At 52.5% G+C, this 23,241-nt stretch carries 27 protein-coding genes; 12 read left to right on the forward strand and 15 right to left on the reverse strand.

Annotated features, from left to right (window positions below):
- Complete coding sequence (gene csgE, locus KW829_RS08595) at positions 1-390, reverse strand: curli production assembly/transport protein CsgE (protein WP_010429567.1); 390 nt, start codon at positions 388-390, stop codon at positions 1-3.
- A gap of 4 nt (positions 391-394) precedes the next feature.
- Positions 395-1,045, reverse strand: a complete 651-nt coding sequence (gene csgD / locus KW829_RS08600; protein WP_010429571.1) for a biofilm master transcriptional regulator CsgD — start codon at positions 1,043-1,045, stop codon at positions 395-397.
- 757 nt (positions 1,046-1,802) lie between these two features.
- Here csgD and csgB point away from each other — a divergent pair.
- From csgB to ymdB, 5 genes are all read left to right on the forward strand, one after another.
- Positions 1,803-2,258: a curli minor subunit CsgB gene (gene csgB / locus KW829_RS08605; RefSeq protein ID WP_108418057.1), complete on the forward strand. Its 456-nt coding sequence runs from the start codon at positions 1,803-1,805 to the stop codon at positions 2,256-2,258.
- A 39-nt stretch (positions 2,259-2,297) separates the two neighbouring features.
- A complete protein-coding gene (gene csgA / locus KW829_RS08610; protein WP_010429577.1) occupies positions 2,298-2,753 on the forward strand; it encodes a curli major subunit CsgA in 456 nt (151 codons plus the stop codon).
- Positions 2,754-2,813: 60 nt separating this feature from the next.
- Entirely contained in the window at positions 2,814-3,146 is a 333-nt protein-coding gene (gene csgC, locus KW829_RS08615; RefSeq protein WP_218308027.1) for a curli assembly chaperone CsgC, read from the forward strand.
- 164 nt (positions 3,147-3,310) lie between these two features.
- Positions 3,311-3,631 carry a type 1 fimbrial protein gene (locus KW829_RS08620; protein WP_218308028.1) on the forward strand — a complete coding sequence of 107 codons (321 nt, stop codon included), beginning with the start codon at positions 3,311-3,313 and terminating at the stop codon, positions 3,629-3,631.
- A gap of 77 nt (positions 3,632-3,708) precedes the next feature.
- Complete coding sequence (gene ymdB, locus KW829_RS08625; RefSeq protein WP_010429585.1) at positions 3,709-4,251, forward strand: O-acetyl-ADP-ribose deacetylase; 543 nt, start codon at positions 3,709-3,711, stop codon at positions 4,249-4,251.
- Positions 4,252-4,287: 36 nt separating this feature from the next.
- On the opposite strand, the gene mdoC is transcribed toward ymdB, so the two are convergent.
- The gene (mdoC, locus tag KW829_RS08630) at positions 4,288-5,424 is read right to left on the reverse strand and encodes a glucans biosynthesis protein MdoC (RefSeq protein ID WP_218308029.1); all 1,137 of its coding nucleotides are present in this window, start codon (positions 5,422-5,424) and stop codon (positions 4,288-4,290) included.
- Between the two features lie 273 nt (positions 5,425-5,697).
- Here mdoC and mdoG point away from each other — a divergent pair, with 273 nt between their 5' ends.
- The 3 genes from mdoG (at position 5,698) to KW829_RS08645 (ending at position 10,065) form a co-directional block, all read left to right on the forward strand.
- Positions 5,698-7,233, forward strand: coding sequence for a glucans biosynthesis protein MdoG (gene mdoG, locus KW829_RS08635; protein WP_010429591.1), 1,536 nt, complete (start codon positions 5,698-5,700; stop codon positions 7,231-7,233).
- Positions 7,226-9,754: a glucans biosynthesis glucosyltransferase MdoH gene (gene mdoH / locus KW829_RS08640; protein WP_108418055.1), complete on the forward strand. Its 2,529-nt coding sequence runs from the start codon at positions 7,226-7,228 to the stop codon at positions 9,752-9,754. Before mdoG ends, mdoH begins: the two co-directional genes overlap by 8 nt.
- A gap of 83 nt (positions 9,755-9,837) precedes the next feature.
- Positions 9,838-10,065, forward strand: a complete 228-nt coding sequence (locus KW829_RS08645; protein WP_010429597.1) for a YceK/YidQ family lipoprotein — start codon at positions 9,838-9,840, stop codon at positions 10,063-10,065.
- Between the two features lie 7 nt (positions 10,066-10,072).
- On the opposite strand, the gene KW829_RS08650 is transcribed toward KW829_RS08645, so the two are convergent.
- From KW829_RS08650 to KW829_RS08660, 3 genes are all read right to left on the reverse strand, one after another.
- The gene (locus KW829_RS08650; protein ID WP_100167059.1) at positions 10,073-10,447 is read right to left on the reverse strand and encodes a MysB family protein; all 375 of its coding nucleotides are present in this window, start codon (positions 10,445-10,447) and stop codon (positions 10,073-10,075) included.
- Positions 10,448-10,533: 86 nt separating this feature from the next.
- Complete coding sequence (gene mdtG / locus KW829_RS08655) at positions 10,534-11,763, reverse strand: multidrug efflux MFS transporter MdtG (protein ID WP_218308030.1); 1,230 nt, start codon at positions 11,761-11,763, stop codon at positions 10,534-10,536.
- A gap of 139 nt (positions 11,764-11,902) precedes the next feature.
- Positions 11,903-12,829: a Kdo(2)-lipid IV(A) acyltransferase gene (locus KW829_RS08660; protein WP_218308031.1), complete on the reverse strand. Its 927-nt coding sequence runs from the start codon at positions 12,827-12,829 to the stop codon at positions 11,903-11,905.
- A 219-nt stretch (positions 12,830-13,048) separates the two neighbouring features.
- Here KW829_RS08660 and KW829_RS08665 point away from each other — a divergent pair, with 219 nt between their 5' ends.
- Positions 13,049-14,098: a rhodanese-related sulfurtransferase gene (locus KW829_RS08665; RefSeq protein WP_108418052.1), complete on the forward strand. Its 1,050-nt coding sequence runs from the start codon at positions 13,049-13,051 to the stop codon at positions 14,096-14,098.
- A 37-nt stretch (positions 14,099-14,135) separates the two neighbouring features.
- Here KW829_RS08665 and KW829_RS08670 read toward each other — a convergent pair whose 3' ends face one another.
- The 9 genes from KW829_RS08670 to mdtH all read right to left on the reverse strand — a co-directional run bounded on the left by KW829_RS08670 (position 14,136) and on the right by mdtH (position 20,824).
- Positions 14,136-14,714, reverse strand: coding sequence for a YceI family protein (locus KW829_RS08670; RefSeq protein ID WP_010429605.1), 579 nt, complete (start codon positions 14,712-14,714; stop codon positions 14,136-14,138).
- Between the two features lies 1 nt (position 14,715).
- Positions 14,716-15,282 (reverse strand): cytochrome b, encoded by a 567-nt coding sequence (locus KW829_RS08675; protein ID WP_218308032.1) that lies wholly within the window; start codon positions 15,280-15,282, stop codon positions 14,716-14,718.
- Positions 15,283-15,508: 226 nt separating this feature from the next.
- The gene (locus KW829_RS08680; protein ID WP_010429609.1) at positions 15,509-15,622 is read right to left on the reverse strand and encodes a DUF2770 family protein; all 114 of its coding nucleotides are present in this window, start codon (positions 15,620-15,622) and stop codon (positions 15,509-15,511) included.
- Between the two features lie 49 nt (positions 15,623-15,671).
- Entirely contained in the window at positions 15,672-16,790 is a 1,119-nt protein-coding gene (gene solA / locus KW829_RS08685; RefSeq protein ID WP_218308033.1) for an N-methyl-L-tryptophan oxidase, read from the reverse strand.
- Positions 16,791-16,906: 116 nt separating this feature from the next.
- On the reverse strand, positions 16,907-17,161 hold the full coding sequence (bssS, locus tag KW829_RS08690; RefSeq protein ID WP_003858012.1) for a biofilm formation regulator BssS: 255 nt from the start codon (positions 17,159-17,161) through the stop codon (positions 16,907-16,909).
- Between the two features lie 275 nt (positions 17,162-17,436).
- Positions 17,437-17,682: a DNA damage-inducible protein I gene (dinI, locus tag KW829_RS08695; protein ID WP_010429615.1), complete on the reverse strand. Its 246-nt coding sequence runs from the start codon at positions 17,680-17,682 to the stop codon at positions 17,437-17,439.
- Positions 17,683-17,756: 74 nt separating this feature from the next.
- Positions 17,757-18,803: a dihydroorotase gene (gene pyrC / locus KW829_RS08700; RefSeq protein ID WP_042718793.1), complete on the reverse strand. Its 1,047-nt coding sequence runs from the start codon at positions 18,801-18,803 to the stop codon at positions 17,757-17,759.
- 127 nt (positions 18,804-18,930) lie between these two features.
- Positions 18,931-19,491: a lipoprotein gene (locus KW829_RS08705; RefSeq protein ID WP_010429621.1), complete on the reverse strand. Its 561-nt coding sequence runs from the start codon at positions 19,489-19,491 to the stop codon at positions 18,931-18,933.
- 124 nt (positions 19,492-19,615) lie between these two features.
- Positions 19,616-20,824: a multidrug efflux MFS transporter MdtH gene (gene mdtH / locus KW829_RS08710; protein ID WP_218308034.1), complete on the reverse strand. Its 1,209-nt coding sequence runs from the start codon at positions 20,822-20,824 to the stop codon at positions 19,616-19,618.
- 237 nt (positions 20,825-21,061) lie between these two features.
- Between mdtH and rimJ the strand changes: the two genes are divergently transcribed.
- The 3 genes from rimJ to KW829_RS08725 are packed head-to-tail and all read left to right on the forward strand — an operon-like array spanning position 21,062 to position 23,232.
- A complete protein-coding gene (rimJ, locus tag KW829_RS08715) occupies positions 21,062-21,646 on the forward strand; it encodes a ribosomal protein S5-alanine N-acetyltransferase (protein ID WP_010429626.1) in 585 nt (194 codons plus the stop codon).
- Positions 21,647-21,655: 9 nt separating this feature from the next.
- A complete protein-coding gene (locus KW829_RS08720; protein ID WP_218308035.1) occupies positions 21,656-22,306 on the forward strand; it encodes a YceH family protein in 651 nt (216 codons plus the stop codon).
- 2 nt (positions 22,307-22,308) lie between these two features.
- Entirely contained in the window at positions 22,309-23,232 is a 924-nt protein-coding gene (locus KW829_RS08725) for a Gfo/Idh/MocA family protein (RefSeq protein ID WP_218308223.1), read from the forward strand.
- Positions 23,233-23,241 lie beyond the last annotated feature (9 nt).

A 23,241-nucleotide genomic window follows, 5' to 3' on the forward strand; every position in this document is an offset into this window, starting at 1 on the left:
CTAGAACTCATCTTTTGCTAAATCGCCTGTACTCAGCAGGGCTTTATCTAACTGCAGACGATTAATAGCTTCTTCTGTTTGTGCCAGGGCAAAAGCGACGTTCTGATCGAAGTCTCTTTTGGTGGGGAACAGGAAGGTTTGGTAAATAACATCCTGATTGGCTGTTATTGTGATCCAACTTCCCCACCGTGCACTGGGCCGTTCGTTGATTGTTAAGTTACCGGGGTAGTCACTTTCCCATTTATCGCTGAAGGCGCGGTAGAAATCGTGCCCGATAGATGTGACGGTGTGGTCGGTTAACAATCCGGGAACCTCAACTTCCACTGCCTGGAGATTCCCGGCCGCAAGCAGGAAACCTGCTGCAGCAATCCAACTCAACGTGCGTTTCATGCTATTAACGCCTGAGGTTATCGTTTGCCCATGAAACTGCCTGAGTCCGGTTTTTAACAGCTATCTTCTTGAAAAGATTATAAAGGTGCGTCTTGACCGTATTTTCGCTGATAAATAACGAACGGGCGATTTCAATGTTTGAAGCACCAATGCGCAACTTGTTCAGGATCTCTTTCTCACGATGCGTCAGCAGTGCAGACTCTGTACTGTTGTAGCGATAATTTCCGGAGTGTGTAATGAGGTAGCTGGCAAGCTTTTGCGAGAAATAGCATTCGCCTCGCAAGATGCCCTGCAAGCCTTCCACAACACGATTCTCTTCTTCAGTGACGTAGAACACGCCATTGATATGCGGCCAGCTTTCTATGTCTCTAAAAGGATACTCATCAGGGGTATTCAATAATAACACGCGGATATTATTGTTTTTCCTGCTTAAGTTATCTTGCCAGTAATGGATCAGCTTTTTATCCGCTTCCATCATATCGAGAAGAATGATACTACCAGGTGCAATGTCATCAAAAGAACGTTGAATGTTATGCAATTTCCCGTTCAATGAAAGAGATTGCTTTAAATGCTGCAATAATGCTGTCGCTTGTAAAGAAGGTTTGGTGATCAACAATAATGTATGACCATGTAAACTATGGACTTCATTAAACATGATGAAACCCCACTTTATTTATGACACCTGGCAGCTATCCCTTATTAATAGATAAGGAATACCAGAAGCACTGACAGATGTGGCACTGCTGTGTGTAGAATCAAACCATTCCTCCAGAGGAGGACGGAAATAAAAATAAAATGACTTACTACTGTTTTCAATCTAGCTATTACAAACGTTAAAGCAAGTGTTAATCATGTAACTAAATGTAAAATTCAATATTAAATTGTGTATTTGGTGTAATAAATTAGTTTTTGTTTAAGAGAAAAGTTGTACATGAGAATAACACTGCACACATTTTAAAAATCATACAAATAATTATAACCGACTGAAAAAATAGTGGATTTATAATTCTTACCCCACCGGTAAAAGGTATGAGATACATAAGAAAACTAAGCCTTCCCTCATCAGGCTATTCCTTCTTAAGAAAACTCACTCTGTGTGACAAGGTTTTCAAATTGTCTCGCGTGGGTGTGGTGAAGCCAGGCTACGTAAGGCTGGACAAGAAACCTGCCATTGTACAGGATCTGAGAGAGACGATTTTTTTCTCGCGCTAAACCTAACGTCTGTCAGCGTATTTTTACCGGAATTAATACTTTGAGGTGAAGTCATTAATTAAAATAAGCCGCGCGGGTGAGATATTTAAATTGTTTCGGCAGACATACTCTTTTTCGTAACGCGACGTTAACAAAAAAACGATTCGCGTTTATGCATGAAGAAACGTTATTTTGTGTATAGCCAGGTCCAGGGTGACAACATGAAAAACAGAACGTTATTTATGATGTTTACATTGCTGGGTGCGCCTGGATTTGTAACCGCAGGCGGTTCGGACTTAGCCGGTTCTGAATATAACTTTGCGGTTAATGAATTAAGTAAGTCCTCCTATAATCAGGCAGCCATTATTGGTCAACAAGGTTCAGGTAATTCTACTGATATTCGTCAGGACGGTTCCAAATTAATGTCCGTTGTCTCTCAGGAGGGTGGAGGCAACCGAGCGAAGGTTGATCAATCAGGAACTTATAACCTTGCTTATATCGATCAAGATGGAAATGGTAATGACGCGAGTATTAAGCAGGACGCTTTTGGTAATACCGCAATGATTATCCAAAAAGGGTCGGCTAACAGAGCGAGTATTACGCAGTATGGTACGCAGAAAACAGCAGTTGTAGTGCAGAGACAGTCACAAATGGCCATCCGCGTTATTCAACGTTAGGGCGTTGTGGCGACTTAATCAATCCGATGGGGGTTTACCATGAAACTTTTTAAAGTGGCAGCAATTGCAGCAATCATCGTTTCTGGCAGTGCTTTCGCAGGTGCGGTACCTCAATTTGGCGGCCACGGTCATGGCCACGGCGGTGGTGGTAATAGCGGTCCTGACTCAACCCTGAGCATTTACCAGTTTGGTGGCGGCAACTCTGCTCTTGCCTTGCAAACGGATGCAAGAGATTCAGAACTGACAATTACCCAGCATGGCGGCGGTAACGGTGCTGATGTTGGACAAGGATCTGATGACAGCACCATCGATCTGCTGCAGAAAGGCTTTGGTAACAGCGCAACCATTGACCAGTGGAACAGCAAAAACTCCGTCATCGATGTTAAACAGTACGGCGGCGGCAACGGTGCGGCAGTGGACCAGACAGCATCTGGATCAACTGTTACCGTGCATCAGGTCGGCTTTGGCAACAATGCGACCGCACATCAATACTGATTTCAAATCTGTGCTACAAAAAAACAGGGCATTTGCCCTGTTTTTTTTCGGGAGTTCATCATGAATACCTTAATTCTCCTTGCCGCGCTTTCCAGCCAAATAACCTTTAAAACATCTCAGCAGGGAAATATGACCACCATTATTCCGCAGGTCACTCTGACACACGCGTGCGATTGTCAGGTTCAAATTTTGTCCGTTCGCCAGGGGGAGGGAGGACATAGTACCTCACGCCAGCAAAATACCTTTTCTATACCCGCTAATCAGACGATTGATTTGATGAGACTGAGTTTAAATATTGGCACAGGGGATACGGTGAACATTACGGTCACCGTCTCTGACGGAAAATCGCTGCATTTATCACAACAATGGTCGCCTGCAGAACGCTCGCTTTAATCATTCACAAAATCAATGATTTGGGAATGTGGCGGGAGTTGAAAGGTGTAACTATGATGTTATCAGGAGCTGAACACGTTTCGCTGTTCAATTACCGGCTACCGCGTTGTCATACTGGAGCGCTTTTACCCCTCAAGGATGATTTATTTTGAGGAGTACAACTTGTGACCAAATCTACCGCTCTGCTCATCTCAGGTTTTAGCCTGATCGTCTCGGCTTATATGACACCCGCATTTTCAGCAACGATTGTGGAAGGCGGTGTTATCCATTTCCGTGGTGCCATTGTTGCCGATCCCTGTCAGATTACCCCTCAGCATCGTCAGTTTGCGATGTCCTGCCCGGAAAATAACCGTATCCAGACCCGAATGGTCAGCTATGAGGATGCACTGAATGGGCGCTCAGCCTATCCAGGACTGGCATCCGTGAGTATGCAGTATCTCAATCCTGAAAAAACGCTGGCCGTTGTTAAGGTGGAATATCGCTAGCCGTTTTAAACGATAGTTTTTTCTGACCCTCCCCTCTGCGATACACTTAAGAAAAAGGCGGGTAGCAGGGGGAATGTATGAGACCGCAAATCGAGATTATTCACGGCGATATCACAACGTTACATGTTGATGTGATCGTCAATGCAGCGAATTCCTCGTTGCTGGGGGGAGGCGGCGTGGATGGCGCTATTCATCGTGCTGCCGGGCCGCAATTGCTCGAAGCTTGCAAGGCCGTGCGTCAACAACAGGGGGAATGTCCGCCGGGGCATGCCGTGATTACGCTGGCAGGGGATCTGCCCGCCAAAGCCGTTATTCACGCTGTGGGACCGGTGTGGCAGGGGGGCGAGCACCACGAGGCACGGATCCTTGAGGATGCTTACCGTAACTGCCTGCGCCTCGCTGCGGACAATGGCTATAAAACCCTGGCGTTTCCTGCCATCAGCACCGGTGTTTATGGCTATCCCAAAGCGGCTGCCGCGACCATTGCGGTGAATACCGTGTACCACTACCTTTCCCTGAAGCCCATGCCGGAAAAGGTCATCTTTGTCTGTTTCGACGAAGAAACGACGCATCTCTACCAGAGGCTTTTGACCCAGCGTGGAGAAGAACTGGACGGCTGATACAAAAGCGGCGCCGTATCGGCGCCGCTTTTTCGATCAGGCTTTAACCTGCGGTTTCCCGGAGAAGAGGAACCGCAGGAGCGGGATACGCAGGTGGATCTCGTACAGCACGATGGCAATCCCAATCACGAAGACCAGCCCAGTGAAGAAGCCCAGCGTGTTGGAAGCAATATGCGGAGTGATGTAAGCACCGAAGAACAGTGTCAACGGGTGATGCACCAGATAAATGAACAGTGATGCATTGACGAAATAGGTAACGCGGCTGGATTTAAAGTTCAGCAGGCGATGACCGAGGGCAAACACCACGTTCACCATCCACAAGCCCAGCAGCATGGTAATGACACTCTCCGTTTCGTACATCCACGCGTCACCGCTGCCGTAGCGCTGATTGAGAAGATAGGCCGCGAAGGCAAGGGCTGCGCCGACGGCACACCAGGGCGACGGTTGGGTAAACAACGCTTTTAACTGCGGATAGACAAACGCTAGCGCTCCCACCAGGAAGAAAGGAATGTAGAACAGCGACTGCATCACCACGAAATTAAACAGCCCGTCGCTTAGGATGGGTGGATAAACAATGAACAGCGTGCGTCTGATGGCCGCGTAGACAATCCCCAGCACCAAAAAGAGCAGGGACAGTTTACCGAGCGTTATGTTGGCAAAGAAAGTGTCTGACGTAGCGCTTAAATGACGGCGCAGACGGCTGAAGATGACAAGACTGACAGTGGTAAGAACCACCAGAACCAGCAGGAACCAAAGGTGTGAAACTAGCTCCCAGACCAGCGTATTGTACTTTTCATACAGCGACAGGTTAGGCCAGTTTTCCGCTTTGCCTTTCATATACTGCAGCATAATGAATTGCGGCAGCGTCAACAGCGGGATGGCGGTGAGCATCGGTATGCCGACGCGCTCTACGCGCACCTTCCACCATCGCTTAAGCGGGTAGCGCAAAAACAGCATATAAGAGAAGTAGCCGGATATGACAAAAAACACCTGCATACGGAAGGCGTGAATGAAGTCATTAAACAGCGTCAGCCACCAGGAGGGCATTTGGCTGTTCACGTGCCAGGTGTGGCTGGAATAAATCAATGAAATGTGAAACGGGATCCCCAATAGCATCAGCCATGCCCGGATCGAGTCGAGGAAATATTCACGTTGTACGGGTGTTGTGCTCATATAACTCAGTACATTCTCAGACTAATCGTCTTATCCCTAAGACGCATAATGGTTACATTCGAAGCCAACCCTACACCAAGACCGACACCCTGTCTCCAGGATAAGCACGCAAAGTGAAAAGCGGGTTCTTTCATTTGCTTAATCCCTGAGCCAGCGAGCTGAACAAAGCAGTGATAATGTTGTCGGATTGCCTGAGTTTCCATTAAAATGGATCGGATCGAATTAAGCACACAAAGGGGGAAGTGCTTACTTATTATGAAACATAAATCACAAATGATGAAAATGCGTTGGTTGGGTGCGGCAGTGTTGTTGTCCCTGTATACCTCATCGGCCTGGTCCTTTACCATCGATGACGTTGCTAAACAGGCCAAGTCTATGGCTGGCAAGAGCTACGAAGCGCCAAAAAGTAACCTGCCCTCCGTTTTCCGTGACATGAAATACGCGGACTATCAGCAGATCCAGTTCAATCACGACAAAGCATACTGGAACAACGTTAAAACCCCGTTCAAGCTTGAATTTTATCATCAGGGTATGTATTTCGACACGCCTGTTGCTATCAATGAAGTGACGGCAACCGCGGTACGTAAAATCAAGTACAGCCCGGATTATTTCAATTTCGGCGATGTGCAGCACGACAAAGACACGGTTAAGGACCTGGGCTTCGCCGGCTTCAAAGTGCTTTACCCAATTAACAGCAAAGATAAAAACGACGAAATCGTCAGCATGCTCGGTGCCAGCTACTTCCGCGTGATTGGCGCAGGGCAGGTGTACGGGCTTTCCGCACGTGGTCTGGCTATTGATACCGCGCTGCCATCAGGTGAAGAATTCCCACGTTTCCGCGAGTTCTGGATCGAGCGTCCTAAACCAACGGATAAACGTCTGACAATCTATGCGCTGCTGGACTCCCCTCGTGCAACAGGCGCATATCGCTTCGTGATCATGCCGGGACGCGACACTGTCGTTGACGTGCAGTCCAAAGTTTACCTGCGCGATAAAGTGGGCAAGCTGGGCGTTGCACCGCTGACCAGTATGTTCCTGTTCGGGCCGAACCAGCCGTCTCCGGCGACCAACTTCCGCCCGGAGCTGCATGACTCTAACGGTCTCTCTATCCATGCCGGTAACGGCGAGTGGATCTGGCGTCCGCTGAATAACCCGAAACACCTCGCGGTGAGCAGCTTCGCGATGGAAAATCCGCAGGGCTTTGGTCTGCTGCAGCGTGGCCGTCAGTTCTCTCGCTTTGAAGACCTGGATGACCGTTACGATCAGCGTCCAAGCGCCTGGGTAACCCCGAAAGGTGACTGGGGTAAAGGGAAAGTCGAGCTGGTTGAAATTCCAACTAACGACGAAACCAACGATAACATCGTCGCTTACTGGACCCCGGACCAGCTTCCGGAAGCCGGTAAAGAGATGAACTTCAAATACGCCATCACCTTTAGCCGTGACGAAGACAAACTGCATGCGCCGGATAACGCGTATGTGATGCAGACTCGCCGTTCAACGGGTGATGTGAAGCAGTCAAACCTGATCCGTCAGCCTGACGGTACCGTAGCTTTCATCGTGGACTTCGCGGGCCAGGACATGAAAAAACTGTCCCCGGATACCGCCGTGACTGCTCAGGCGAGCATCGGTGATAACGGTGAGATCGTTGAAAATGCCGTGCGTTACAACCCGGTAACGAAAGGGTGGCGTTTGACCCTGCGCGTGAAAGTGAAAGATCCGAAACAGACCACTGAAATGCGCGCCGCGCTGGTCAGCAACGATCAGCCGCTGAGTGAAACTTGGAGCTATCAGCTACCTGCCAATGAATAATACATCTGAATATATTGATGCCATGCCGCTGACGGACATTGAAAAAGCGGCACTGCCTAAAAGCGACATCCGTGCGGTACACACCGCGCTGGATGGCGATCATCGTCAGTTTACACGTGATGATGATACGCCGCTGGGGTCAGTAAAGGCGCGTCTGGAGCAAGCCTGGCCGGACTCGCTGGCAGAAGGACAGCTGATTAAAGACGACGAAGGGCGCGACCAGCTTCAGGCGATGCCAAAAGCCACGCGTTCTTCTATGTTCCCCGATCCATGGCGCACCAACCCGGTGGGTCGCTTCTGGGATCGCCTGCGCGGACGTGACGTCACGCCGCGCTATCTGTCGCGTCTGACTAAAGAAGAGCAGGCCTCAGAGCAGAAGTGGCGTACCGTCGGAACGATCCGTCGCTACACGCTATTACTGCTGACGCTGGCGCAGACGGTGGTGGCAACCTGGTACATGAAGACCATTCTGCCGTATCAGGGTTGGGCGCTGATCAACCCGGCTGACATGGTAGGCCAGGATATCTGGGTCTCCTTCATGCAGTTGCTGCCGTACATTCTGCAAAGCGGCATTCTGCTGTTGTTTGCCGTTCTCTTCTGCTGGGTCTCGGCGGGTTTCTGGACCGCGCTGATGGGCTTCCTGCAGCTGCTGATGGGGCGTGATAAATACAGTATTTCAGCGTCAACGGTCGGGGATGAGCCCCTCAATCCTGAGCACCGTACTGCGCTGATTATGCCTATCTGCAACGAAGACGTTGACCGCGTGTTTGCGGGGCTGCGCGCAACCTGGGAGTCTGTTAAGGCGACCGGTAACGCCGAGCATTTTGACGTTTACATCCTGAGCGACAGCTACAACCCGGATATCTGCGTTGCAGAACAAAAAGCCTGGATGGAGCTGATTGCGGAAGTGCAGGGCGAAGGCCAGATCTTCTACCGTCGCCGCCGCCGTCGTGTGAAGCGTAAAAGCGGTAACATCGATGACTTCTGCCGTCGCTGGGGTAATCAGTACAGCTACATGGTGGTCCTGGATGCCGACTCCGTGATGAGCGGTGACTGTCTGAGCGGTCTGGTCCGCCTGATGGAAGCCAACCCGAACGCCGGTATCATTCAGTCCTCGCCGAAAGCGTCCGGAATGGACACGCTTTACGCACGTTGCCAGCAGTTCGCGACCCGTGTGTACGGCCCGCTGTTTACGGCTGGTCTGCACTTCTGGCAGTTGGGTGAATCCCACTACTGGGGCCACAATGCGATTATCCGCGTGAAGCCGTTCATTGAGCACTGTGCGCTTGCGCCGCTGCCGGGTGAAGGGTCTTTTGCCGGGTCGATTCTGTCGCATGACTTCGTGGAAGCAGCGCTGATGCGCCGCGCAGGGTGGGGCGTCTGGATTGCCTACGACCTGCCAGGCTCATACGAAGAACTGCCGCCGAACCTGCTGGATGAGCTCAAGCGTGACCGTCGCTGGTGCCACGGTAACCTGATGAACTTCCGCCTGTTCCTGGTGAAAGGGATGCACCCGGTTCACCGTGCGGTATTCCTGACCGGCGTGATGTCCTATCTCTCTGCTCCGCTGTGGTTTATGTTCCTGGCGCTGTCGACTGCCTTACAGGTGGTTCATGCCCTGACGGAGCCGCAATACTTCCTGCAACCGCGCCAGTTGTTCCCGGTGTGGCCGCAGTGGCGTCCGGAGCTGGCGATAGCGCTGTTTGCGTCGACAATGGTGCTGCTGTTCCTGCCTAAGCTGCTCAGTATCATCCTGATCTGGTGCAAAGGCTCGAAAGAGTATGGCGGTTTCTGCCGCGTGACGCTCTCGCTGCTACTGGAAGTGCTGTTTTCCGTGCTGCTGGCGCCGGTGCGCATGCTGTTCCATACCGTGTTTGTGGTCAGCGCGTTCCTGGGCTGGGAAGTGGTCTGGAATTCACCGCAGCGTGATGACGACTCCACCCCGTGGAGCGAAGCCTTCATGCGTCACGGTTCGCAGCTGCTGCTCGGTCTGGTGTGGGCTGCGGGGATGGCGTGGCTGGATCTGCGCTTCCTGTTCTGGCTTGCGCCGATTGTCTTCTCGCTGATCCTGTCGCCGTTTGTGTCCGTGATCTCCAGCCGTTCAACGGTGGGGCTGCGTACCAAACGCTGGAAGCTGTTCCTGATCCCGGAAGAGTATTCCCCGCCGCAGGTGCTGGTGGATACCGACAAGTACCTGGAGCAGAACCGCAGCCGTTCGCTGGATGATGGCTTTATGCACGCGGTGTTTAACCCGTCATTCAACGCCCTGGCGATGGCAATGGCGACCGCGCGTCACCGCGCCAGTCAGGTGCTGGAGATCGCCCGCGATCGCCACGTTGAGCAGGCGCTGAACGAGACGCCGGAAAAACTCAATCGCGACCGCCGTTTGGTGTTGCTGAGCGACCCGGTCACCATGGCGAGGCTTCACTATCGCGTGTGGTCTGCTCCGGAGAAATACTCTTCGTGGGTGGGCTACTACAAAGAGCTGAAGCTGAATCCGCTGGCGCTGAAGGCGAAGTAAGCTGCTAAGTAGGGCGGGTAAGCGAAGCGCACCCGCCAGATAAAATACCGGCTGCGAGGCCGGTATTTTTTTAGAGGTAATGAATGAAAATAATTGTCGTGGTGTTGATGACATGTCTGCTCAGCGGCTGCGGCAGCATTATCAGCCGCACTATTCCGGGACAAGGTCACGGGAATCAGTATTACCCCGGCGTCAAATGGGACGTACGAGATTCCGCCTGGCGCTACCTGACCGTGCTCGATCTGCCGTTTTCGCTGATCTTCGACACGCTATTGCTGCCCATCGACGCCAGCCACGGGCCTTACGAGTAATGAGCGCTTAACGTTCGTCCCACTCATCGGCTGCGGTCTGGCCCTCTTCGGTATCCAGCGGCGGTTCGAGTTGAAATTCCCCCTCATCCCATTCATGCAGGGTATTTTCTTCAAGCCATTCCTGGCGTAATTCAATTTCGTCGTAATCGCCGTCAAAGACGGCCTGAGCACCTTCACCGCTCAATATCGGCAAACATTCTCCCTCTTCACCGTCATCGGCAAAAAATTCGGCCTGCCACATAATATCGCCGTCCTGCAGGACATACTTTTGGATATTGAGTTGTTGCACGTCAGCATCTTCTTCCTCAATGCCGGGGTTATCGGCGAGGAATTCTTCACGAGCGGCATCAATAGCTTCTTCCAGCGTGGCGTACATGGTCATCGGTGTCTCCCTGTTTTTCATGAAGGTATTCAGGGAAAGAATAGCTGATTCTCTGATTTTGCAAGTATGAATGCGAAAATAAGCCGTCAGGCATTTGTCTTATTCAGTTCAGAACGCATCGTCCGGGATAAACTGAACCAGGAGTAAATGGCGTTAAACAGCACGACACCGGCCGTGACGATAAAAACGGCGCGAAAGCCAAAGCTGGCGGAAATGCCCGCCCCGACAAGCGGCCCGGTGACGTTGCCGATATCACGAAACGACTGGTTATAGCTAAAAATACGTCCAGCGATTTGGTTCGTTGAGTTGTAGACCAGCAGGGTTTGTACGGCAGGTAATAGCGCACCGTCTGCCGCGCCGAGCAAAAAGCGCAGCAGGCCGAGTTGCCAGGGAGACTGCACCATCGCCATCGGGATGAGTAACAGAACGGAAATCACCAGGGCACAAATCAGGATCTTTTCGGGCCCAACACGGTCGCCGAGTTTTCCCAGCCTTGGCGCGCTGAGCAGTGCCGCCACGCCAGGTACTGATGCGATCAGCCCGCTGATAAAGGCAATGTTGCTGACGTTGCCCGCCAGATCGCGTACGTACAGCGTTAAAATCGGGGCGATCGACCCGGTCGCCACCTGAATAATCATGGTCGTCACGAACAGGCTCAACACCAGTTTAGGGTTTTTCAGCGAGGTAAGAACATCCCGGGCATGAAGCATCTCTTTCCTGGTGACCGGCGTGAATTTTTCACGGATACAGAGCAAGGTGACGACAAAGCAGAGGAACAGCACGCTGGCGGTGATGAAAAAGACGGGCCGCAGGCCGTAGCTATCCGCCAGTAAGCCGCCCGCCAGAGGTCCAAGCAGCGCACCGCTGACGCCACCCGTTGAGAGCGTACCGAGAGCCCAGCCGCTTTTATGGCGTGGAATTTGTGTGGCAATCAGGGCGTTGGCATTGGGGATGAATCCGCCCAGCAGGCCAAGCAGAGCGCGCAGCACCAGGAACTGCCAGACGTTTTGCGCCACGCCCATCAGCGCCATAATAATAGCCATCCCCAGCGCTGAACGTAGCAGCATAATTTTTCGCCCCTTGCGGTCGGCGAGGCCGCCCCAGAATGGCGAAGCGATAGCGGAAAACAGAAAGGTGATGCTAAACACCAGACCTGACCACATATTGAGCGCGCTATGGCCCGTAACGCCAAGCTGTTCAACGTAGAGAGGCAGGAAAGGCATGACCAGGCTGAACGCCGCGCCCGTCAGAAAGCAGCCGAGCCAGGCAACCGTGAGGTTACGTTTCCAGTTTATGGGAGCATCTGAGGGTGACATAACTCTCCGCAAATTAAGATACAGTGCGCCGGGAAGGGGAAGTAATAAGCGTGCTAATTATGCGCCTGGGTCAGGATTGCCGCAATGTGGGGGAGCTTTTAAAGCTAAAACAGCATGCGGCCCGGAGGCCGCATGACAATCAGTATCGGGAGGGAACGCCTTGCGGGCGCGTTTTAAAGCGGCGATGGAGCCACATGTACTGCTCTGGTGCCATCATGATGCATTTCTCCACAATATCGTTCATCCAGCGCGCGGTGGTTTCTGCGTCGTCCAGAGGCGGCGTGAGTTCTGGCTCAAGCATGATGAGCTGATAGCCTGAACCATCCGGCTTGCGGCGTGGGACAAAGGGAACAATAGCCGCTTTAGACATTCGGGCGAGCATCCAGGTCCCTGTGGTGGTCGCCGCTTCTTCGACGGCAAAAAACGGCACAAACACGCTGGATTGCGGGCCGTAATCGTGATCGGGGGCGTACCAGACCACCTCACCGGATTTGAGGGCGCGGATCATGCCCTTCAGATCCTTACGGTCAATCATGCTTTTGTTAGAGCGCATGCGGCCATTAGTCTGGATGAGATCGATGACCGGATTGTCATTCGGCCGATATACGCCAATACCAGGCGCCTGCATGCCAAACATACGCGCGCCGATTTCAAGCGTCAGGAAATGGACGCCAATCAACAGTACGCCGGTCTGATTAGCCTGCAATGTGTGCACGGGCTCCATACCTGTTCCGGCAACCTCCGTCCAGCGGGCCATTCTTTTGTCCGACCAGAACCATGCAATGCCTGTTTCCATCAGACCCATGCCAACGGATTCGAAATTTTTAACCACCATATCGTTACGCTCTGTCTCACTCATCTGCGGAAAACAGAGTTCGAGGTTGCGGTGAGCAATCCTGACGCGGCGTTTCATGAATTTCCGGGCAACGTGGCCGATCCCTTTACCGAGGCGGAAAATAACCGGGTAAGGAAGTTGTACGATAAGCCACAACAAGCCAATGCCAATCCAGGTCAACCAATAGCGGGGATGCAAAAGGGCGGCAGTAAATTTCGGTAACTGGGTCATGTCTGTCCTGTGTTCTTACGTCCTGAATGGCTATTCTCGCATTTTTTAGTACGTAGCCAAAATGTCTGTCATCGAAACGTGCACGAATCCAGCAATTGTTAATCCTGGTAAATCAGGTAGGCTGAAATGTAGCGTAAATTGTGTGGATGTAAATTAGCTTTGTTTGCTATATGATGCCGACCGATTTTAATTCTCTAACGAATGCAGGACTTGTACACCATGCCAGTGTTACACAACCGCGTATCGAATGAGATGTTGAAGGCGCGTATGTTGGCTGAAACCGAACCGCGCACGACCATCTCATTCTACAAATACTTCACTATCAACGATCCACAAGCGACCCGCGATGAACTCTATCAGGCATTGACTGCGCTCAATGTCTTCGGGCGCGTCTATCTGGCGCGTGAGGGCATCAATGCGCAGATCAGCGTGCCGGAAAGTCAGGTGAACGCCTTCCGTGATTTTCTTTACGGCTTCGATCCGGCGCTTAATGGCTTACGCCTGAACATTGCGCTGGATGATGACGGGAAATCGTTCTGGGTTCTGCGCATGAAAGTGCGTGAGCGTATCGTGGCTGACGGTATTGACGATCCCAGCTTTAATGCGGGTGACGTCGGGGAATACCTGAAGGCCGCTGAAGTGAACGCCATGCTTGACGATCCTGATGCGGTCTTTATCGATATGCGCAACCACTATGAGTATGAAGTGGGCCATTTCGAGAACGCGATGGAAATTCCGGCTGATACCTTCCGCGAGCAACTGCCAAAAGCGGTTGAGATGATGCAGGAACATAAAGACAAAAAGATCGTGATGTACTGCACCGGCGGGATCCGCTGTGAGAAAGCCAGTGCGTGGATGAAGCACAACGGTTTCAACAAGGTCTGGCACATCGAAGGTGGCATCATCGAGTATGCTCGCCGCGCGCGTGAGCAGGGCCTGCCGGTGCGCTTTATCGGCAAAAATTTTGTCTTTGACGAGCGCATGGGGGAGCGTATTTCCGACGACGTGATCGCCCACTGCCACCAGTGTGGAACGCCTTGCGATACGCATACCAACTGCAAAAACGACGGTTGCCACCTGCTGTTTATTCAGTGTCCAACCTGCGCTGAGAAATTTAACGGCTGCTGTAGTGAGCTGTGCAGCGAAGAGAGCGTGTTGCCGGAAGAAGAGCAGCGTCGCCGTCGCGCAGGTCGCGAAAACGGGAACAAGATTTTTAATAAATCCCGCGGACGTCTGAATACCAAACTGGGTATTCCCGACCCCGAGTAATGTTTATGCCCGACGGAAAATACCGCCGGGCATATTTTTATCCCTTCTGCTGAACGCCTTCCACGGAAATAATCAGTTCAACATCCTGAGATGCCGGGCCTAAATCCGTGGTGATGTTAAAGTCTTTCAGGTGAATTTTACCTGCAGCTTCAAAGCCTGCACGTTTCCCGCCCCACGGATCATCACCCTGACCAAGCAATTTCGCATTAAGAGTGACGGGTTTCGTTACGCCATTAAGCGTCAGGTTGCCGGTAATATCCAGCTTGTCACCGTCCTTTTTCACGCCGGTAGAGGCGAATGTTGCCTGCGGGAATTTCGATACGTTCAGAAATTCTGCACTGCGTAAATGTTTATCACGCTCGGCGTGGTTAGTATCCACGCTGTTGGTATTAATGGTGACATTGACTTTATCCGCTGCCGGATTTTTCTCGTCAAAAGTAAAGGTGCCATCAAAATCGTTAAAGGTGCCATATAGCCAGCTATAGCCAAGATGCTGAATACGGAAATTGACGAAGGCATGTTGGCCCTCTTTATCAATTTTATAATCAGCCGCAACAGCAGAACCGGTGGTGAATAACAGTGAACCTAAGGCGATGCCCAGCAGGTGTTTTTTCATTTTATGCTCCAGAGTCAGAAGACGAACGGCCAAGCATGCGCTTCAGCGTGTCGTCTTTATCGATAACGTGATGTTTGAGGGCCGCGAGCCCGTGAAGGACAGAAAGAATAACCACGCTCCAGGCCAGCCACAGATGGACAACGCCAGCGGTATCCGCCTGGACGCCAGCATCGCTGAGCGTGGAGGGAACGTCAAAAAGACCAAAGACGCTGATCGGCTTGCCATCCGCTGTTGAAATAAGGTATCCGCTAATCAGAATGGCAAAAAGCAGGGCGTAGAGAGCAATATGGGCCGCGACAGCGCTCACGCGCGTGAATTTACCGTGGGTTTTCGGCGCGGGTGGCGGCGGGGAAATATGTCGCCAGACTACGCGAACAACCAGACCCATCATCAACAGGACACCTATGCTTTTATGCAGTTCCGGTGCCTGGTGATACCAGCCGTCATAATAGCTTAACGTGACCATCCAGAGTCCAAGCCCGAACATAGCATACACCGCAAGCGCGAATATCCAGTGCAAACCTATGGATATTATTCCGTAGCGATGGGGGGTATTACGCAATTGCATAGGAGATACCACTCAAAATCATTCGAGCAATAAAAATGAACGGGAATAGAGGATATTGCAACTGAAATAAGTAGATAACGTTTTTAATTTAATTTATTTCAGCGTATTTGAAGGTGTTGCGTGGATGTATTTCAAAAGCTTCGAGCAATATAACTCAGGTGGAATCAGTGGATGCGTTAAAAAATAATTAACCTCAAGAAATGTCAATAAACGTAAGCGTTTCTTTTCAATAAAATACAATGTAAATAACATCAATGATTGCCAGCAGCGCCCACAACAACAGATAGAGCATAAAATGCTCGCGAATATTATTGACGAGTAAATCGACGATCCTGCGCATCATTTTTCCTCAGATAAAAGAGGCTCCGGGGACCGGAGCCTGGCGGGTATTATCCGTTAAAACGTGAGAGCGAGAAGGGCTGCAGATCAAATGGTGGCGTAATACCCTGCGCAAACTGCGCGGCAATTTCGCCAAGCACGGAGGCGAACTTGAAACCGTGGCCGCTGAGTCCGGTAATGAGCAGCGTGTTGTCATGCCCCGGCAGGGTATCAATGATGAAATCTTCATCAGGCGTATTGTCATAGGTGCAGGCCGCGCCGTAGAGCAAGCCGCCAACGCCCGGCAGGATAGTGCGCAGGAACATGAACGCTTCTGAACCATCCTGAGGGTATGCGCCATAGGGTTTGCGCTCCTCAGGCGTGGAGATAATTTGTCCGCCGTTGTGTTTGCCAATCTTAAGCGCGTCTTTCTCTGACGGGAAGCCGTAGAACTGATCGCCGTTCGGTAACTCACCGGTGAATGCCGGGAATTTATTCTGCGTGCTGTAACGCCCGTCTGACTGGAACCAGGAGAAGACTTTGCGCACGGGCTGAATGGGCAGATCCGGGAGCAGTTTTGTTACCCAGGTTCCGGCGCTAATTAGCAGCCGAGACGCAGAATAGTCTCCGTCAGCGGTGGTGACGGTGACACCGTCAGCATGATGGGTAATGCCGCTTACGGGACAGTTGAACAACTGGGCACAGCCGGCTTTTGCCGCCAAATCAATCCAGGTCTTAATGGCCGCTTCACAATGCAGTACGCCCGAGTTGGCTTCAAACAGCCCGATGTAATCATCCGGAACGGCGATCTCCGGCCAGCGTTGCATAATGCCGCTCGCATCCAGACGTTCAACATCAAGATTAAATTCCTTCGCGCTCTGTTCCACGTTCGCAAGAAATGCAGAACTGGCCGGGCCAAGGTTGATAATCCCCGTGCGGTCAAAAATGTGTTCTTCGGTCAGCGTTGCCAGTTCATCCCACAGCGTCTGGGCACGTAAGACCAGCGGGACATAACGCTCTCCTTCACCATAGGCGTGGCGAATAAGACGGGTATCGCCGTGATGGCTACCTTCCGCGTGCGGAGGAAGATGGGCATCAATCATCAGAACCTTCAGACCGGCCTGCGTTGCGTAATAACCGGCAGCAGAACCTACGGAACCGCTGCCAATAATGATTAAGTCGTATCTCATATGCATCTCGTTAACTCACGCTTTGTTAGCAGAGTAATTAACTATGCGGGCTGATACAAGGGAGAAATAAATAAGGCACCGCGTGGGTGCCTGTTGAGTGAAAAATGGGCATTGTACTAATGCCGTTTATACTCATTTTCCTGATAGTCGCCAGATTCTATTTTTGCGATACCTGCTTCTAAAATAGAAATAAACTGACGGGCGACGTCTGTTGTAAGCCACAGCGTCTGTCCAACTTCCGCTTCGTCACGGTTGAGTTGATTTGGGGTCTGGTAGTGCAAACGCAGCATCAGCGCATCGTAGCTATCTACGGTACTGATATCCCAGCCGACAAGCGGGTGGGTCTGGATGACTTCACTATTCTTTTCCATTATAACCCCCTAAATGCGTGTTAGAAGACAACGGCTTTGAGGTTCAATGCATGTTTTTCTGAAAGCATCTTCAGTATACAAGTAATAAGGGTTCCGAAGAGAAAAATAAACAGCTGGCAACACATTTTTCTGCGTTTTAGGATTCTTCGAACAATAAAACACCGTCTTGTTCACGAATTTCTAAGAAGATGCTGAAATAATTTGAACTTATCCAGGATAAAAAAACAAAAAAAAGCCGGGGCGACCCGGCAAAACAAAACAATGAGGGAGCAAGGTTAATCCGTTATGAACCAGTCGTCGGCGCTTTCCCACGTTTCCTGCAGGATTTCGCGGATACGATCTTTGTCTTCTTTTGCACCGCCGATGACGGAGAGGTTGTTTGCGGCCGCGTAACGTACCGTTACGGCGCCATCATTTTCAGGAAAGGTGCTGTGAATACGACGGGATAACTCGCCCGCCAGCGCATCGAGTGCGCCAGCAGGCAGAACGGTTGTTTTGGCAATGGTGACTTCAATACGCATAAATGCCCCCTGTGTAATATACTGTTTATATATACAGGTATATTATGAATTTGACAACAAGAGGCGTTGATTTTTTAACGTTTTACCGTCCAGTGTACAGTTTCACCGGCCAGGAACGGGATCAGCGTGTCATCCGTCAACGGAATCGCGTCGTCCACCTGGCTGGCTTTACGCTCCAGCTCGATGAAGCTCTCATTGACCGGCAGACCATAGAAGCGTGGGCCGTTGAGGGAGCAGAACGCTTCAAAATGTTCCAGCGCATTCATCTCTTCAAACACGGTGGCATAGCTCGCCAGCGCAGTCGGAGCGTTGAAGCAACCAGCGCAGCCGCAGCTGGCCTCTTTACGATGACGCGCATGCGGGGCGGAGTCGGTACCCAGGAACGCGCGAGAGAAACCGCTCGCAACCAGCTCTCGCAGGGCTTGCTGGTGGATATTGCGTTTGAGGATCGGCAGGCAATAGAGGTGAGGGCGCACGCCGCCAACCAGCATGTGGTTACGGTTAAACATCAGGTGCTGAGGCGTGATGGTGGCGGCGATAAGATCGTTGCCATCGCGAACATATTCCGCGGCGTCTTTGGTGGTGATGTGTTCAAACACCACTTTGAGGGCAGGCAGACGCTGGCGCAGCGGTTCCATTACCGTTTCGATAAACCGGGCTTCACGGTCGAAGATATCAATCTCGGCGTGCGTCACTTCCCCGTGTACCAACAGCGGCATGCCCAGTTTTTGCATCCGTTCCAGAACGGGCATGATGGCATCAATGCTGGTCACACCGTGGCTGGAGTTGGTGGTGGCATTGGCCGGGTAGAGTTTCGCCGCGGTGAAGACGCCTTCGTTAAACCCACGTTCCACTTCGTTCGGGTCGAGTGAATCTGTCAGGTAACAGGTCATCAGCGGGGTGAAATCATGCCCCGCCGGAACGGCGTCAAGAATACGCTGGCGGTAAGCCATTGCGGCATCGACGGTCGTGACTGGCGGAACCAGGTTAGGCATAACAATCGCGCGGCCATAAATTTCGCTGGTGTAGGGCACGACGGTTTTCAGCATATCGCCATCGCGCAGATGGATATGCCAGTCGTCAGGGCGGCGGATTTTTAGAACCTGGGGTTGTGCAGTCATGGAAGCTCCGGCTTGTCAGGAATCAGTCATAAGGATGGCTGTTTTTGCCGGACACAAATCATAAGCGGAAACGTTTTCGTTTGCACACTTTTCTGCGAAAAAAAAGGGCGCTTCCGCGCCCTTCAGGTTAATCGGTGAAAGGAATAATGATTTCTCCCGGTTTCACCTCTATCCCTTTTGCATACTTTTTCGCGAGCGCTTCACCCTTGCTCTTGTCTTCGCTCAAGACATAGGCGGGTTGCTGGTTGAAGTAATTACGCAGCGACTGATTCAGATAAGGCATTAGGGTTTGCAGTACCGGCTTCATTTTGTCCGGCGTGACGACCGCATCGACGATCTCCATTTCCTGCAGGAAAATGGCCCCTTTCTCTTTGTTGAAGACCGGCAGCGCCTTGAGCTTCAGCTTAATATCGGCTTTCTGGTTGCCGAATAATGAGGTCATATCCAGCGTGGCGTCACCGGAAAGGGTGACTTTGTTCGGTTCTTCACGTCCAATCTGGCTGGCGAGATTGCTGAGGACGATATGGGCATCGGCAAGGCCCGGAACGCCGATGTCTTTGGCAAAGTTATTATGTTTTTCCAGCGCCTGATTAATTTCCTGCTCACTGACGGTGTACTGCGTAAGCTGGTTACAGCCTACCAGCAGGCCACTCACAATTAACGCAGCGGCAATGACAATCTTCTTCATAGTGTTCCTCAACGAAAAATCGGCGCATCTGTCCTGATACGCCAGTATGTCAGTGTGAATAGAGAGAAACCAGCAGAAAAAACTGAGAATTGAGGCGGGAAAGGATGCCCGCCAGAAAGAAGAACTAGGCGCCGGGTTCGAGCATGCCGCTCGCGCTGCGCTTCTGGCTGAATTGCCACCACAGGGCCAGCAGGGTCATAAAGCCTACCACGCCGAGCATCATCCACGGCAGTTCCGGCTGGTTCAGCGCTTTACCAGCGTCGAACAGCCAGCCGCCTCCGGCATAGCCCAGCGCGCCGCCAAGGGCGAGCCCAAGTCGACTGAACCCCATATAGCTGCCACGCGCGCGCGCATCGGCCAGTGAGGCACTCAGCGTTTCACGCGCGGGTTCGGCAACGATCGAGCCGATGTAGAAGGTGCAAATTAGCATGAACAGCTGCTGCAGCGAATTCACGAGCCCGATGGGCATCATGCTCAGCGTCATCAGCAGAAGCCCTGCCATCAGGCGATGCTCCAGACGAAAGCGGCGCTCGCTCCAGCGGGCTATCGGGTAGAGGAGCGTCAGTGACAGGCAGGCCTCAATGGCATACATCCACTTCACGGCGGCAGGGGTTCCTGCAATGTCGTTAACCATGATCGGCAGCATCAGCATGACCTGCACCGCCAGCATGTAGTACCCCGTCAGGGTGAGCACATAGGTGACAAAGCGTTTGTCGCGCAAAACGCGGCCCAGGCCTTCTCGCACCGGTGCTTTCACCGTCGACAGTTTCCACGTGGGCAGGAACAGGCCATTGAATAAGGCGCAGAGAATAAACAGCACCGCACCAGTCGCACAGACCAGACGGAAATCATACTGCAGGAGCCAACTGCCCAGCAGTGCGCCAATCACCGCGCCAGCGCTATCCTGCATCATCAGAATCGAGAAGAAGCGTCCCCGGTGCTGCGGGCGGATCAGCTTCACCACCAGCGCGGTACGCGGCGGATCGAACAGGGTGCCGCCAATCCCGGAGAGGAAGCAGGAGAACCACAGCAGCCAGGGCTCGTGGGCGATTGCCATCGTGGCAAAGCCTGCCGCGCGTAACAGCATGCCGGTAACGATCATCGGTTTAGCGCCGAAGCGGTCAGCAATGGCCCCGCCAAAGACGCCCAGACCCTGCTGGACAAACTGGCGCAACCCCAGTGCAATGCCAACCATTAATGCCGCCCAGCCCATCTGATCGACAAAGCGGATCGAAATAAGCGGAAAAACGACAAAAAAGCCGAGCACGACCAGCATGTTATCGACGAGCAGGAAATATTTACCCAGGCTCCTGGCCTGTGATACGCGGGACATTTTCCCTCCAGGGAAAATAAGAAGGTGAGCACGCTAACATTCTGCGGTGTCGCCGCGTTTTTTCCCACCCCCGGGCGTGACAATATTTTTTTATCAAAAGGGTGCTTTGATAGAGAGTTCTCATCGAAAAATGTGAAAAGAGGTCAAAATGGTATGTCACTGTTTTCACAGACGGCGCAGGCGCAGGTATAGTAAAGCTAATCGGTAGAACAGAAGTGACGGGAAGGAGTGGTATCGATGTTTGGCTATCGCAGCAATGTGCCAAAAGTGCGTCTGACAACGGACAGGCTCGTCGTTCGTCTGGTGCATGAGCGTGATGCCTGGCGTCTGGCGGATTATTACGCCGAGAATCGCCAGTTTTTAAAGCCCTGGGAACCCGTTCGGGATGAGAGCCATTGTTACCCCTCCGGCTGGCAGGCGCGTCTCAGTATGATCGCGGAATTTCACAAACAGGGCAGCGCATTTTATTTCGCGCTGCTGGATCCGGAAGAAAAAGAGATTATCGGCATCGCCAATTTTTCTAACGTGGTGCGCGGATCGTTCCACGCCTGTTATCTCGGCTACTCCATCGGTCAGAAATGGCAGGGGCAGGGGCTGATGTTTGAGGCGTTAACGGCGGCGATCCGCTACATGCAACGCACGCAACATATCCACCGTATTATGGCGAACTACATGCCGCATAATCAGCGCAGCGGGGATTTGCTGGCGCGCTTAGGCTTTGAGAAAGAGGGCTACGCCAAAGACTATCTGCTTATCGATGGCGAATGGCGCGATCATGTTCTCACCGCATTAACCACCCCGGACTGGACTGCAGGTCGTTAAGGAGAAAAGATGAAATATCAGTTAAGCGGTGCAGAAGCGCGCGTTGTCGGCAGCCTGCTGGAAAAACAGGTCACCACGCCGGAACAGTATCCGCTTTCGGTCAACGCCGTGACGATGGCCTGCAACCAAAAAACCAACCGTGAGCCGGTGATGAACCTCAGCGAGCATGATGTTCAGGACGTGCTGGATGCGCTGGTCAAACGCCACTACCTGCGCACCGTCAGCGGCTTCGGTAACCGCGTCACTAAGTATGAACAGCGCTTTTGTAACTCAGAATTTGGCGACCTGAAGCTGAGCAGCGCGGAAGTGGCGGTCATCACCACGCTGTTGCTGCGGGGGGCACAGACGCCAGGGGAACTGCGGACGCGCGCTTCCCGTATGCATGAGTTCAGCGATATGCAGGAGGTCGAACAGACGCTTGAAGGGCTGGCGGCTCGTGAGGATGGCCCTTACGTGGTGCGTCTGGCGCGCGAGCCGGGAAAACGCGAAAGCCGCTATATGCATCTGTTCAGTGGTGATGTGGATATTTCAGTTAAATCCATTGCAACCGATATCAATGCAGGAGAGGTCGATTTGGTTGCCCGCGTAGAGGCACTGGAAGACGAGGTTGCCGGGCTGAAACAGCGTCTGGATGCATTGCTGGCACATTTGGGAGACTGATGGTGAAAAAATTACGCATTGGCGTGGTCGGTCTGGGCGGTATCGCGCAGAAAGCCTGGCTACCGGTTTTGGGCGCAGCATCTGACTGGACGCTGCAGGGGGCCTGGTCGCCCACGCGCGAGAAGGCCGAACGCATCTGTGAAACCTGGCGCATTCCGTATGCCAGCTCGCTTCAGGCGTTAGCCCACGAGTGCGATGCGGTATTTGTGCATACCTCAACGGCAACGCACTATCAGGTGGTGAGCGAGCTGCTCAACGCGGGTGTCCACGTCTGCGTGGATAAGCCGCTGGCAGAAAATGTTCAGGATGCCGAACGGCTGATTGAGCTTGCCGCGCGCAAAAAGCTGACGCTGATGGTGGGCTTCAACCGCCGCTTCGCACCGCTTTACCAGCAGCTTAAGGCGCAGTCGGGCTCGCTTGCCTCACTGCGGATGGATAAGCACCGCACAGACAGCGTCGGGCCGAACGATCTGCGCTTCACCCTGCTGGATGATTATCTTCACGTTGTGGATACGGCGTTATGGCTGACGGACGGCAATGCACAGCTGAAAAGCGGCACTCTGCTGACAAACGATCAGGGGCAGATGGTCTATGCGGAACACCACTTTTCCGTTGAGCATCTTCAGGTGACCACCAGCATGCACCGTCGGGCCGGTAGCCAGCGTGAATCCGTGCAGGCGGTGGCCGACGGCGCGCTGGTCGACATTACGGACATGCGTGAGTGGCGAGAAGAGAAGGGCAACGGCGTGGTGACACTGCCCGTTCCCGGCTGGCAGAGCACGCTGGAGCAGCGCGGTTTTGTCGGGTGTGCTCGTCACTTTATCACCTGCGTACAAAATCAGACGGTTCCTGAAACCTCCGGCGAGCAGGCGATTCTGGCGCAGCGCATTGTAGAAAGGCTCTGGCGCGACGCCATGAGTGAATAACTCGCTGTA

Origin of the sequence: Enterobacter sp. ENT02, from assembly GCF_019219165.1 — a bacterium.
Taxonomy (GTDB): Bacteria; Pseudomonadota; Gammaproteobacteria; order Enterobacterales; family Enterobacteriaceae; genus Enterobacter; species Enterobacter mori.